General features: G+C 64.3%; 14 protein-coding genes. 10 read left to right on the top strand and 4 right to left on the bottom strand.

Going from position 1 to position 13074, the window contains the following annotated elements; translation table 11 throughout:
- Positions 1-73: 73 nt before the first annotated feature.
- The 4 genes from HUI96_RS13680 (at position 74) to recJ (ending at position 4896) form a co-directional block, all read left to right on the top strand.
- Entirely contained in the window at positions 74-322 is a 249-nt protein-coding gene (locus HUI96_RS13680) for a hypothetical protein (RefSeq protein WP_237684121.1), read from the top strand.
- Between the two features lie 65 nt (positions 323-387).
- Positions 388-1605: an LL-diaminopimelate aminotransferase gene (locus HUI96_RS13675; RefSeq protein ID WP_188255205.1), complete on the top strand. Its 1218-nt coding sequence runs from the start codon at positions 388-390 to the stop codon at positions 1603-1605.
- Between the two features lie 43 nt (positions 1606-1648).
- A complete protein-coding gene (locus HUI96_RS13670) occupies positions 1649-2962 on the top strand; it encodes a homoserine dehydrogenase (RefSeq protein ID WP_188255204.1) in 1314 nt (437 codons plus the stop codon).
- A gap of 227 nt (positions 2963-3189) precedes the next feature.
- Positions 3190-4896 carry a single-stranded-DNA-specific exonuclease RecJ gene (gene recJ / locus HUI96_RS13665; protein ID WP_188255203.1) on the top strand — a complete coding sequence of 569 codons (1707 nt, stop codon included), beginning with the start codon at positions 3190-3192 and terminating at the stop codon, positions 4894-4896.
- Here the strand turns inward: recJ and HUI96_RS13660 are convergent.
- The 3 genes from HUI96_RS13660 to folE all read right to left on the bottom strand — a co-directional run bounded on the left by HUI96_RS13660 (position 4878) and on the right by folE (position 7043).
- Complete coding sequence (locus tag HUI96_RS13660) at positions 4878-5834, bottom strand: patatin family protein (protein ID WP_188255202.1); 957 nt, start codon at positions 5832-5834, stop codon at positions 4878-4880. The genes recJ and HUI96_RS13660 overlap by 19 nt on opposite strands.
- Positions 5835-5958: 124 nt before the next feature.
- The gene (gene hisI, locus HUI96_RS13655; protein WP_188255201.1) at positions 5959-6372 is read right to left on the bottom strand and encodes a phosphoribosyl-AMP cyclohydrolase; all 414 of its coding nucleotides are present in this window, start codon (positions 6370-6372) and stop codon (positions 5959-5961) included.
- Positions 6373-6398: 26 nt separating this feature from the next.
- The gene (gene folE, locus HUI96_RS13650; RefSeq protein WP_188255200.1) at positions 6399-7043 is read right to left on the bottom strand and encodes a GTP cyclohydrolase I FolE; all 645 of its coding nucleotides are present in this window, start codon (positions 7041-7043) and stop codon (positions 6399-6401) included.
- 383 nt (positions 7044-7426) lie between these two features.
- Between folE and HUI96_RS13645 the strand changes: the two genes are divergently transcribed.
- The 6 genes from HUI96_RS13645 to HUI96_RS13620 all read left to right on the top strand — a co-directional run bounded on the left by HUI96_RS13645 (position 7427) and on the right by HUI96_RS13620 (position 12191).
- Complete coding sequence (locus HUI96_RS13645; RefSeq protein WP_188255242.1) at positions 7427-7873, top strand: iron-sulfur cluster assembly scaffold protein; 447 nt, start codon at positions 7427-7429, stop codon at positions 7871-7873.
- A gap of 13 nt (positions 7874-7886) precedes the next feature.
- Complete coding sequence (locus HUI96_RS13640; RefSeq protein WP_188255199.1) at positions 7887-8177, top strand: nucleotidyltransferase family protein; 291 nt, start codon at positions 7887-7889, stop codon at positions 8175-8177.
- Entirely contained in the window at positions 8161-8526 is a 366-nt protein-coding gene (locus tag HUI96_RS13635) for a HepT-like ribonuclease domain-containing protein (protein ID WP_273033181.1), read from the top strand. Before HUI96_RS13640 ends, HUI96_RS13635 begins: the two co-directional genes overlap by 17 nt.
- Complete coding sequence (gene yidD, locus HUI96_RS13630) at positions 8513-8860, top strand: membrane protein insertion efficiency factor YidD (protein WP_188255197.1); 348 nt, start codon at positions 8513-8515, stop codon at positions 8858-8860. The genes HUI96_RS13635 and yidD overlap by 14 nt, the downstream gene beginning before the upstream one ends.
- 165 nt (positions 8861-9025) lie before the next feature.
- Positions 9026-11008, top strand: a complete 1983-nt coding sequence (gene thrS, locus HUI96_RS13625) for a threonine--tRNA ligase (protein WP_188255196.1) — start codon at positions 9026-9028, stop codon at positions 11006-11008.
- Positions 11009-11075: 67 nt separating this feature from the next.
- Positions 11076-12191 carry a 1-acyl-sn-glycerol-3-phosphate acyltransferase gene (locus tag HUI96_RS13620; protein WP_425299218.1) on the top strand — a complete coding sequence of 372 codons (1116 nt, stop codon included), beginning with the start codon at positions 11076-11078 and terminating at the stop codon, positions 12189-12191.
- Here the strand turns inward: HUI96_RS13620 and HUI96_RS13615 are convergent.
- Positions 12095-12985 carry a hypothetical protein gene (locus HUI96_RS13615; RefSeq protein ID WP_237684120.1) on the bottom strand — a complete coding sequence of 297 codons (891 nt, stop codon included), beginning with the start codon at positions 12983-12985 and terminating at the stop codon, positions 12095-12097. The two genes, HUI96_RS13620 and HUI96_RS13615, sit on opposite strands and share 97 nt — an antisense overlap.
- Positions 12986-13074: the final 89 nt, after the last annotated feature.

Here is a 13074-nt window from a genome sequence, read left to right as displayed (position 1 = left end):
CCTTAGTGTCCTTGGCGCGCTGCTGGCCGGACTGTCGGTCGCCGGTTGCGCCTCAAGTCAGACGGAGGTCGCGATGCCGGTTGCTCCTCAGCGCGGGCCGATCGACACCGGCACCTATCCCAATCTCAACGTGCCGCCCGAGGTGGCGGCGCCGGTCCTGACCGAAGAAGAAAAGGCTGGCCTCGCTGCCCGTGTCGAGTCCGCCAGGGCCCGGCAGTCAGGGTCTGGACGAGGCAGCGCGACGACCGGGAATTCTGCGCGCCTCAAGAAGTTGGCCGAGAGCCATGGTCCCGACACATTGAACGAAATAGAAGCACAATAAAACCGTCTGAGTCCCGAAGCCACCGGGACAGGACGACCATCCCCGCGAACGCGCTGGAAAGCATCATGGAAGAGTTCCACAAGGTCCGCCGCCTTCCTCCCTATGTTTTCGAACAGGTGAACCGGCTGAAGGCCAGCGCGCGAGCCAACGGCGCCGACATAATCGACCTCGGCATGGGCAATCCGGACCTTCCCACGCCGCAGGCGGTTGTCGATAAGCTGTGCGAGGTCGTCCGCGATCCGCGCACGCACCGCTATTCCTCATCGCGCGGCATCCCCGGCCTGCGCCGCGCCCAGGCGAACTATTACGCCCGCCGGTTCGGGGTGAAACTTGATCCCGAAACCGAGGTTGTGGCCACGCTTGGCTCCAAGGAAGGCTTCGCCAACATGGCCCAGGCGATCACGGCGCCCGGCGACGTGATCCTCTGCCCGAATCCGACCTATCCGATCCACGCCTTCGGCTTCATAATGTCGGGCGGCGTGATCCGCTCCATGCAGGTGGAGCCGGACGGCGGCTTCATCCCCGCCCTGGAGCGCGCGGTCCGGCACTCGATCCCGAAGCCGTTGGCGCTGATCCTCAACTATCCGTCGAACCCGACCGCGCTCGTGGCGAGCGTGGATTTCTACAAGGATGTCGTGGCCTTCGCGCGCAAGCACGAGATCATCATCCTCTCGGATCTCGCCTATGCCGAGATCTACTTCGACGGCCCGCCGCCGCCTTCGGTCTTGCAGGTGGCGGGCGCGATGGACGTGACGGTCGAGTTCACGTCGATGTCGAAGACCTTCTCGATGCCTGGCTGGCGCATGGGATTCGCGGTCGGCAACACCCGGCTGATCGCCGCGCTCACTCGCGTGAAATCCTATCTCGACTATGGCGCCTTCACGCCGATCCAGGTTGCGGCGACCGCCGCACTTAATGGTGATGGCTCGGATATCGAGGAGGTCCGCGAGGTCTACCAAAAGCGCCGCGACGTGATGGTCGATACGTTCGGCCGGGCGGGCTGGCACATTCCGGCGCCGGCGGCCTCGATGTTCGCCTGGGCGCCGATACCGGAGCCGTTTCGGCATCTCGGCTCGCTCGAGTTCTCCAAGCTGCTCATCGAGCATGCCGATGTCGCGGTAGCGCCGGGGATCGGCTTCGGCGAACACGGGGACGACTTTGTCCGCATCGCACTGGTGGAGAACGAGCATCGCATTCGCCAGGCTGCCCGTAACATCAAGCGGTTCCTGACATCGGCTGGCAATCAGCCGAACAATGTCGTACCGCTCGCCGCGCGGCGCTGACCGCATCAACCTGTCGAGCTGAATTCCGGAGGCGGAAACCGTCATGGCCGAGCCATTGCGTATTGGAATTGCGGGCCTGGGTACCGTCGGATCCGCCGTGGTGCGGGTAGTGACCGAGAAGCGCACCGAGCTTGCGCGCCAGTGCGGGCGCGAGATCGTGGTGACCGGAGTGTCTGCGCGCGACACCACGCGCAATCGCGGCCTTGACCTCTCCGATGCCGCCTGGTTCGCCGACCCGGTCGACCTGGCTGCGAACGCGGATATCGATGTCTTCGTAGAGCTGATTGGAGGCGACGAGGGCCCGGCTCGGGGGAGCGTAGAGGGCGCGCTGAAAGCGAGCCGGCATGTCGTGACGGCCAATAAGGCGCTGCTTGCCAAGCACGGTCTCGGCTTGGCCGAGTTCGCGGAAAGCCGCGGCGTGCTCCTGAACTACGAAGCGGCGGTGGCAGGCGGCATCCCGGTGATCAAGACGTTGCGCGAGGCGCTGGCCGGCAACACCGTGAACCGCGTCTTCGGTATCCTCAACGGTACCTGCAACTACATCCTCACCCGCATGGAGGCGGAGGGGCTGTCGTTCGAGGCGTGCCTCAAGGACGCGCAGCGGTTGGGCTATGCCGAAGCCGACCCCACCTTCGACATCGAGGGGCACGACACCGCCCACAAGCTCTCGCTCCTGACCAGTCTGGCTTTCGGCACCCGCATTGCGGCTGACGAGGTCTATCTGGAAGGGATCTCCAACATCACCCAGGCCGACATAAGGGCAGCGGCCGAACTGGGATACCGCATCAAGCTTCTCGGCGTCGCGCAGCGCACCGAAAGCGGCATCGAGCAGCGCGTGCACCCGACCATGGTTCCGACCGCCTCCGTCATCGCGCAGGTGCATGGCGTCACAAACGCGGTTGCCATCGAGACCGACATCCTTGGGGAACTCCTGCTTTCCGGCCCCGGTGCTGGCGGCAATGCCACCGCGTCCGCCGTGATCGGCGATATCGCCGACATCGCCAAGAGCCGCCCGGGTTTCCAGCATGGTCCGGTGTTCGGTCGGCCGGTGAAGGAACTCACGCCCTACAAGCGGGCGACCATGCGCTCTCATGAGGGCGGCTACTTCATCCGGCTGTCGGTGCACGACCGCGTCGGCGTCTTCGCTTCGGTGGCGAAGCGCATGGCCGACAACCAGATCTCGCTGGAATCGATCGTGCAGCATGCCTCCGACGGCGATGATGCGACCCGCAAGACCGTGGTGCTGGTCACGCACGAGACCACCGAGGCGGCCGTGCGCAAGGCGGTGGACGGGATCACGAGCGACGGACACCTTACCGACAAGCCGCAGGTGATCCGCATCGAGCGCGCGGGCTGATTTAGTTCGGCGCCTCTGGTGCGTCCTTCGAGGCTCGCGCAAACTCTGACGGGCGAGCCTCGAAGGACGCACCAGCTACTGAGCAAGGCGGGGGAGGGGTATTTGATCGGCAGGGAGACGATTTGAAGCCATTGCCGGGGACAGTGGGGGACAAACGTCTGTTTCTTGGCGTCCGCCGTTCCGCCGGCGGATGTGCCTGGGCGCACCGCCTCAGCGAACGCCAGGAAATGGCCGCGCTCGCCATGGCGCAGGCGCACGGCGTGCCCGAGATCGTGGCGCGCGTGCTGGCGGGACGCAGCGTGGCGGCCGAAACCGTCCAGCGATTTCTTGATCCGACAATCCGCGACCTGCTGCCCGATCCGGCGACACTGACCGACATGGACGCTGCGGCAAACCGGCTTGCGCGTGCGATCGTGAAGGGCGAGAGGGTTGCGATCTTCGGCGACTACGACGTAGACGGCGCCGCCTCTTCCGCACTGCTCAAGCGCTTCCTGGCGCATTTCCGAATCGAATCCGAGATCTACATCCCCGACCGCATCTTCGAGGGATACGGGCCCAATCCCGCCGCGATGCGCGAACTGGTGGAGCGTGGCGCCAGCCTGATCGTCACGGTCGACTGCGGGAGCAATAGCGCCGAGGCGATCGCGGCCGCGCGCAGCGCCTGGGCCGACGTCGTGGTGCTCGATCACCATCAGGTTGGCACGGCGCTCCCCGAAGGCGTGCCGGTCGTCAACCCAAACAGGCAGGACGACATGTCGGGGCAGGGGCATCTCTGCGCTGCCGGTGTCGTCTTTCTGACGCTGGTGCAGACAGCGCGCGTGCTGCGCGCCACCCGGCCGGACCTGCCCCAGCCCGATCTTCTGGAACTGCTCGATCTCGTCGCGCTGGCGACGGTCTGCGATGTGGTGCCGTTGACCGGCGTCAACCGGGCATTCGTTGTCAAGGGGCTGCTCGCCATCCGCCGCCAGCGCAATGTTGGGCTGGCTGCGCTATCGCGCGCCGCGCGCATCGGCGAGCCGTTGAACAGTTTTCATCTCGGTTTCCTGATCGGCCCCCGGATCAATGCCGGTGGGCGCATCGGGGACGCGGCGCTCGGCAGCAAGCTGCTCGCGACGGATGATCCCGTCGAGGCGGAACGCATCGCCGAGGTGCTCGACCGTTTGAACCAGGAACGCCAGGCGATGGAGCAGACGATGCTCGCCGAAGCCCGCGCCGAGGCTGATGCAGAGCTGTTGGGAGGAGCCGGCCCGGCCATCCTCGTCACCGGCAGCGACGGCTGGCATCCTGGCATCGTCGGCCTGCTCGCCTCACGGTTGAAGGATCACGCGCGCCGGCCTGTCTTCGCGATCGCATTCAATGCCAACGGCGTCGGCACCGGGTCGGGCCGCTCGATTTCCGGCTTCGACCTGGGCCGCCTGGTGCGGGGAGCCTATGAGCGCGGGCTGATCGAGAAGGGCGGCGGCCACGCCATGGCGGCCGGCATCACGGTCCAGCGCACCCGGCTGGGCGAGTTGCGCGCCTATTTCGAGGAGATGGCGTCGGACGAGGTAGCCCACCTCAGAGACGAGGAATGCCTGCATGTCGACGCGGCGCTTTCAGCCGAAGGCGCGACCCATAGCCTGCTGGATTCGCTGGAAAGGGCCGGCCCCTTCGGTGCAGGTCATCCCGCGCCGACCTTCGTGCTGCCAAGGCACCAACTGTGCGATCTTCGACCCGTCGGAAGTTCGCATTTCCGAGTGAGCCTTCGCTCCGACATGGGAGGCACGATCCAGGCGATGGCCTTCCGCGCCGCCGGTACGGATTTGGGCAATTTCCTGGAAAGCAGCCGCGGCGCGCGCATCCATGTCGCCGGACAGGTGCAGGCGAACTACTGGAATGGCTCGCGCAGCGTGCAGTTCCGCATCACCGATGCGGCTCAGGCAAGCACACTCTGAAGCCGCTGCAGTTCGGAAAGCCGCTCCATCGTCGCCTCGTAGCCGATGCGGATTGCCTCATCCGCGCGATGGAACTCTGTAAGTCGGATGTGCCCCAGCTTGGGCTGCAGCGAAAGGTCCGGCGGATCGCCGGCAAGGCGAGCCCGCGAGATGCGGTCCTGGATGATGTTGAACGCTTCGACCATCACGCCGGTGATGCCGAGCCGCGACTCGCGACGGGCCTCCGGGCCGGGGCGCCTTCTCCCATCGGCTTCGACGACCAGTTCGCCCGCACTGTGCTTGATGACGGCCGCGCGCCCGAACAGGTCGTAATGCAGGTTCACCGCCAGGACGAGAGGCTGCTCATAGGCACGGCACACCGAGACCGGGACGGGGTTGACCAGCGCGCCATCGACCAGCACGCGTCCGTTGCAGGACACGGGCTCGAACACGCCCGGCAGCGCATAGGAAGCGCGCACTCCGGTGATCAGCGAGCCGCTCGACAGCCATATCTCGTGGCCTGTGCGGATCTCGGCGGCAACGCAGACGAACGGTTTTGACAGGTCCTCGAAGCGGAGCCCGCTCATGTGTTCCTGCATCCGGGCGTCAAGTTTCATGCCGCCAAGCAGTCCGTTGCCGCCGATATGGAAGTCGAGCAGGCCGAAGATGCGTCGCGGGGTGAGGCTGCGTGCGAATTCCTCGAGTTCGTCGAGCTTGCCGGCGAGATAGCAGGCGCCGACCAGGGCACCGATCGAGGTGCCGGCGATCATCTCGATCTCTATGCCGGCTTCCTGCAATGCGCGAATGACGCCGATGTGGGCCCAGCCGCGTGCTGCGCCGCCGCCGAGAGCCAGCGCTATCCCGTTCTTGCCAATCGGCTCCGCCTCGATAGCACGGGAAGAATACCCGTTTGCCTCGCTGACAGCCGGCTTCAGCCCGAAATTTGCCCAGTCCATCATCGCGACCCTTCTCCGGTCACGCGCGTATACGACGCACTCTGTTTCCAAAGCGTGACGTCGCACGGCTAGTGCTGCCGAATAGATGTTACGACCCGGACCTGGTTCCTGACTGGTCCGATAGCAATTAGTTGCCCGCCTTCCTCAGCGTAGGTTGCCCATCTGCTACTTCAACAATCCTATAGAAACACGAACGCCTGCCAGTGTGACAAGTTGCACCGGCTCCATCTACCTCTACTTTGAGCCAAAGCGCATCCTGGTCGCAGTCGACTCTCATCTCCCGGACCATAAGGACGTTGCCCGACGCCTCGCCCTTCTTCCAGAGCGATGCTCGCGATCGCGACCAGAAATGGGCGATACCGGTTTCCAGCGTCAGCGCCAGCGCCTCGGCGTTCATGTGGGCCACCATCAGCAGCATGCCATCCCTGGCATCGGTGACGACAGTCGTGACGAGTCCTTTATCGTCGAATCGAGGCGAAAGGACGCCGCTTTCTTCCAACTGGGCTTTGTCGGAGGAGGGGGGCGGAAATTCGTGCGTCAAATGCGGACTCCCGCCCTCGAACAATACTAGGCCGCTACGCCCGCACCGGCCCGGACCATGGTGAGGAACCGGATCTGCTCTTCGGGGCTGTCCTTGAAGACACCGGTGAAGGTCGAGGTCAAGGTCGTCGATCCCTGCTTGCGGATGCCGCGCATGGCCATGCACATATGCTCCGCCTCGATCATCACGGCGACGCCGCGCGGATTGAGCACCTCCTGGATCACGCCGGCGATCTGGGCCGTCATGGCCTCCTGGGTCTGGAGGCGGTGGGCGAAGATGTCGACCACGCGCGCGATTTTGGACAGGCCGACGACGCGGCCCTCTGGCAGATAGCCCACATGGGCCTTGCCGATGATCGGCACCATGTGGTGCTCGCAATGCGAATGGAATTTTATGTCCCGCACGATGACGAGGTCGTCGTAACCAGCAACCTCCTCAAAGGTGCGCCCGAGTTCCTCGGCCGGGCACTTGTCGTACCCGTTGAACATCTCGAGGTAGGCCTTCGCGACCCGCTTGGGCGTATCCCTCAAGCCCTCGCGATCCGGGTCGTCGCCGGTCCAGCGGAGCAGGGTTAACACTGCGGCCTCGGCTTCCGCCTGGGTGGGACGGTTGGTTGCCGGCTTGTCCATATACTCGGACCGCGGCATGATTTTCTTGACGACGGCGTCCATGAAAGGAGTCTCCCGTAGTCGCTTTCGAAGAAGCGACGAGTTGAACGGACCACTGCCTTTCGCGGGCACCTGACCCTGCGGTGTCCGGGAATGTGGCGTGATATTCCCCGCAGGCAATGAAGCGCCATCGCCGGCAGGCATAGGGATTATATAAGCCCGCCTGCCCCGAATGAAAGTCTTGGACGCGGCACGAAGCGTTCACCCTTTGACATCGGTCAGTACGCCTTTGAGGTCCGTTCAGGTACAGACGCTTTCTCGCGCATACGGAAGCGGTTTCCGCTGGTGGGTCGATCGCCCCCTAAAAAGACATGCAGGTACAGGCGTGAGCCACTATATATGGAGGGCGCACGATGGCGACGCCCATCCCACTGAGGCCGGAGCGAATGATCGACGACGTCTACAACGCAAAAATTCTCGGGTTTGCCGGCAATATCGGCCGTATCGGCCGCCTGCCCAGCCCGGACGCCACCGCGCGCGCGCATTCGAAGCTGTGCGGCTCGACCGTCGTGGTCGATCTCAACATGAGCGACGGCGTCGTCACCGATTTCGCCCATGACGTGAAGGCCTGCGCGCTGGGTCAGGCATCCTCGGCCATCATGGCCGAGAACGTCGTCGGAGCCACGGTCGAGGAGTTGCGCTCCGTCCGCGAGGCTATGCTGAAGATGCTGAAGGAGAACGGACCGCCGCCGGCCGGCCGCTTCGCCGACCTCAAATATCTGGAGCCTGTCCGTGACTACAAGGCGCGGCATGCCTCGACCATGCTGACCTTCGACGCCGTGGTCGACGCGATCGGCCAGATCGAGAGGAAACGTGCCGAAGAGGCGGCTTGAAGGATTTTGAGCGATGCGCCCTTCGGAAGCCCTTGCGAAGAACATCGACACGGTGCGCGAGATCATCGCGCGCTATCCCGTGAGCAATCCCCGGGTGTTCGGGTCGGTCGCGCGGGGGGAAGATGTCGAGGGAAGCGATTTGGATATTCTTATCCATCCTGAGGGTAAGATGAGCTACTTCGATCTCGCAGGCCTGGCCTTGGAGCTTGAAGCGGTGCTCGGCTGTACCGTGGATCTCGGCGAAGACACCAGCGTGAGGGCTCACGCGGCAGAAACCATTTTTGCCGATGCCAAGCCGATCTAGCGCAAGTGAGCGCGAGTTCCGTGCATGGCTCGCGGACATAGTCGCTTGGGGAGAGCGCATCGCCCTCTACACGAACGGGATGAATCAATCGGATTTCATGGCCGACCAGAAGACGCAGGATGCGGTCGTGCGGTGCATCGAGTGTATCGGCGAAGCGTCCAAGCGCATCCTCGAAAGCGGCTCGACGCCCCCCACCGACAGGCTGGAATTCCTGCAGGCCTATTGGACGCGAAACAGGTTGGCGCATGGCTACTACGATGTGAACGCGGAACGCGTCTGGGTCTCCGCCACCGAGTCAGTCCCGAAGCTGGTGGCAAACGTCAAGGCGATGCTCCATGGCCTCGAGTAAAACGACAGGCAAGCCGCACTCGCGATCTCGCAACTTCGCCGGCCACTGGCCGCGCACACCCAGCCGCCTGCTAGGCACCGCGATTGTGCGGCTTTATCAATTGACGCTGTCGGGCTTCGTCGGCAACAACTGCCGACATTTGCCGACCTGCTCGGAGTACGCCTATGAGGCGATCGCGCGGCACGGCCTTTGGGCGGGGGGCTGGATGGGCCTGTTTCGGGTGATGCGCTGCGGCCCGGGCGGCACGCACGGCATCGACAACGTTCCGGAGCAACTGTCGGAGCGGCACCATTGGTTCACCCCCTGGCGCTATCTGTGCCTCGAGAAGCGCTGAGTTCGATGCGAAAACTGAACTAGAGCCGGGACCGTGCGAGGGCTCAGCGCCAAGGGTTCCGCTTCTTTACGCTGTCGGTTTTCATAACTAAAAGAACCGCCGGCCGGCCCCGACCGGCATTCACCACCCGCGCTCGTTTGCGGGACTGGATAACAGGAGCATAATATGTCCCAATTCGTTTCCCTGACATTCCCCGACGGTTCCGTTCGCGACTACGCCGCCGCGACGACCGGTGCCGATCTCGCCGATTCCATCTCCAAGTCGCTGGCCAAGAAGGCGGTCGCCTACGCGCTGGACGGCACCGTGCGCGACCTGAGCGATCCGATCGGCCGGTCCGGCAAGGTCGAGATCGTGACCCGCGAAGACCCGCGCGCGCTGGAACTCATCCGCCACGATGCCGCCCACGTGCTGGCCGAGGCGGTCCAGGAGTTGTGGCCGGGAACGCAGGTGACGATCGGCCCGGTCATCGAGAACGGCTTCTATTACGATTTCGCGCGCAACGAACCCTTCACGCCCGAGGATTTTCCGGTCATCGAGAAGAAGATGCGCGAGATCATCGCGCGCAACCGGCCTTTCACCAAGGAAGTCTGGGACCGCGACCGCGCCAGGCAGGTTTTTCGCGATAAGGGCGAGGCTTACAAGGTCGAACTGATCGACGCGATCCCGGAGGATCAGGATCTCAAGATCTATGCGCAGGGCGACTGGTTCGACCTCTGCCGCGGCCCGCATATGGCCTCCACCGGCCAAGTCGGCAACGCCTTCAAGCTGATGAAGGTGGCAGGCGCCTATTGGCGCGGCGACGCCAACAACCCGATGCTAACGCGCATCTACGGCACGGCCTGGCGCAGCCAGGAGGAACTCGACGCCTATCTCCACATGCTCGAGGAGGCCGAGAAGCGCGACCATCGCCGGCTCGGCCGCGAGATGGACCTGTTCCATTTCCAGGAGGAAGGACCCGGCGTGGTGTTCTGGCACGCCAAGGGCTGGAAGATGTTCCAGACCCTCGTCGCCTATATGCGCCGTCGGCTCGGCGACGACTATCAGGAGGTCAACGCCCCGCAGGTGCTCGACCATTCGCTCTGGGAGACTTCCGGTCACTGGGGCTGGTACAAGGAGAACATGTTTGCGGTGCAGTCGGCCGGCGATGAAGCCGAGGACAAGCGTATCTTCGCGCTCAAGCCGATGAACTGCCCAGGTCACGTCCAGATCTTCAAGCACGGCCTGAAGTCATATCGCGAACTGCCGATCCGCCTTGCCGAATTCGGCGCTGTCCACCGCTACGAGCCGTCCGGCGCGCTGCACGGACTGATGCGCGTGCGCGGCTTCACGCAAGACGACGCCCACATCTTCTGCACCGAGGAGCAACTCGAGGCGGAAATCCTGAAGATCAACGATCTCATGATGTCGGTCTACGAGGATTTCGGCTTCGAGCATGTCGTGGTCAAGCTCGCCACCCGGCCGGAGAAGCGCGTCGGCACGGATGCGATGTGGGACCACGCCGAGGACATCCTCAAGCGGGCGCTGGCGAAGATGGAGGCTGAATCCGGCGGCCGCATCAAGGCCGGCATCAACGAGGGCGAGGGCACCTTCTACGGCCCCAAGTTCGAGTACACGCTGCGAGATGCCATCGGTCGCGAGTGGCAGTGCGGCACGACCCAGGTAGACTTCAACCTGCCGGAGCGTTTCGGGGCCTTCTACATCGACCGCGATTCGGAGAAGAAGCAGCCGGTCATGGTCCACCGCGCCATCGTCGGCTCGCTCGAGCGCTTCCTCGGCATCCTCATCGAGAGCCATGCGGGCCACTTCCCGCTATGGTTCGCACCAGTCCAGGTCGTGGTGGCGACGATCACGTCCGAGGCCGACGACTATGCCCGCGAGGTCGTCAGGAAGCTCAAGGCGGCGGGGCTTTCGGCCGAGATCGATTTGCGCAACGAGAAGATCAACTACAAGGTCCGCGAGCACAGTCTTGCCAAGGTCCCCGCTATCCTCGTCTGCGGCAAGCGCGAGGCGGAAGAGGGCACGGTGAACCTGCGGCGCCTGGGCTCGCGCGACCAGCAGTCGCTCTCGCTCGAAAAGGCCGTGTCAATGCTGGACGAGGAGGCAGTGCCTCCGGATCTGAAGCGTCTCCGCAAGGCCGAAGCAGCCTGATCGGAGGGCGCCCTCCCCGGGGGCGCGCTTCACACGCCTGTCATGGCGCTCGACTACTCCGAGCGCCATGATGATCGGTGCGAAGATTCCGCGTGAGCGCTTTTCCGAGCTCTCCTATTCGAATGACAATCAGCCGCGCCTCAAGCGCTGGCTTATCCGGTTGGTCGAAGGGCTGTCAGGCCGCAGCCGCTATGCGGCGCTCTATGATGCCTGGCGCCAAGAGGTACTGTCGGGCAGCGGGCGCAGCTTCGCCCGTGCGCTGGAATTGATCGGCGTGGACCTTGTCCATAAAGGAACATGGCCGCCCGAGCAGCTTCCCGACACGCCGCTGGTCATGATCGCCAATCATCCCTTCGGCATAGGTGATGGTCTCGCCATCCTGTCTCTCGCCGAGCAGTTGGACCGGCCGTTCCGGGTGATGTTGGCGGCCGACCTGATGAAGGTCCCGGAGATTCTTCCCTATTCGCTGCCGGTCGATTTCACCGAAACCAAGGAGGCGTTGAAGAACAATCTGGCCGTGCGCCACGAGGCCATCCGCCTGCTCAAGGAGGGGGTCACGGTCGTGATCTTCCCCGCCGGGGGCGTGGCGACCGCGCCGAAAGTGCTGGGCAGGGCTCAGGACCTGCCTTGGAAGGTGTTCGTCGCGCGGCTCGTGCAGGATGCGAAGGCGTCGGTGATCCCGATCCACTTCGAGGGCCAGAACGGCCGGCTCTTCCACCTCGTCAGCGTACATGAACCTCGCCGACAGCGAGCACAACCTCGCCCGCTTCGTCGGAAACCTGTCGCTGACGCTGAGGCTCTCGCTGCTCGTGCGCGAGTTCGCCCGGCTCTCCGGAAAACCGGTCCATGCGCGCATCGGGCCGGTGCTGCACTGGTCGACGCTGGAGCCCCTGCGCGATCGAAAACTCCTGCTGGCGCGGCTGCAGGCGGCAGTCCGCGATCTTCGGCCGCCCGAGAAGTCGCGAAAGCGGCTTGTCATGCCCAAGTTGAGGCGACGATCGGCCAGTTCGGCAGCCAGAACCCCAGCGGTCTAGAGGTCAGGAGCGACCATTCGCGGTTTGAGGTCGAGCGGGGATATCGCCCCGCTCAGTCCGCGCCCTCTGTCGCAGTGGGTGCCGTTTCGTCCGCCAGCACCTCGACCTCCTGGCTATGGCCCGCAGCGACCGTAAAATCCTTCTGGTAGATGTGGTCGCGATTCTTGGCGACGATGGTGTAGTCGCCTTCGGCCAGCACCATCGACGCATAGGCGCCGACGCTTTCACGAACGGGATCGCCTGCCGTGGTCAGCACCGACCAGGAGGTGTCGGCGATCGCCTCGCCGCCCGCCTCGCGGACGAGCTTCAGCGTCAACTCGGCAGCGCTGTGCTGAACGGTCGCCTCGGTCAGCTTGCCCGCCTCGACCTTGATGTCGGAGCGGATCACCGCATTGACGTTCCCGTAGGTGGAGACGACGTGGTAGGTGCCGGCGTTGAGGCGCACCACCGTATTGGGACTGACGTCGGGCAGGATCAGCGCCCGCTCACCATTCGCCTTCTCCTGCGCTTCGTAGATGGAGAAGCGCAGCTTGTCGGAGGCGATCCGCTGGCCGCCGGAGTTCTCGGCATCCAGCTTCAGGCCGCCCGCGTCGAGCACGAAGGCCTCACGTTTTGCGTCACTGCCCACCGAGATGCGCTTGGTCGCTCCGGCGCGGCCATACGAGGCGTGGACGAGATATTGCCCCGGCGCCAGATCGAAGGACTGAGTGCCACCCCGCGCAGAGGCGACGAGCCGAAGCTTGCCGTTCGGACCCGGCTCGGTGTCGAACACCCTCCAGACCAGACCCTTCGGGATTTCGGCTCCATCCTTCACGAGTTGACCCGTGAGAGTGATTCGTCCGAGACCCGCGGTGGCCATCGGCGAGGTCGGGGTGGAGGGAGCATATTCGGAGAGTCCGGGCAGCTCGATTCGGGGCAGGCGGTCGCCCAGATCCTGCGACATTGCGGTCCCTGGCTTGATCGCAAGCAAGGCAAGGGCTAGAGCCCCGATCAACAGGTGCGGATTCGAAATGAGCATCAGTTGCTTTGAAG

The organism is Pseudaminobacter soli (ex Zhang et al. 2022), from assembly GCF_014595955.1.
In the GTDB taxonomy this organism is placed as follows: domain Bacteria; phylum Pseudomonadota; class Alphaproteobacteria; order Rhizobiales; family Rhizobiaceae; genus Kumtagia; species Kumtagia pseudosoli.
This window is presented reverse-complemented; position numbering and strand designations above follow the sequence as displayed.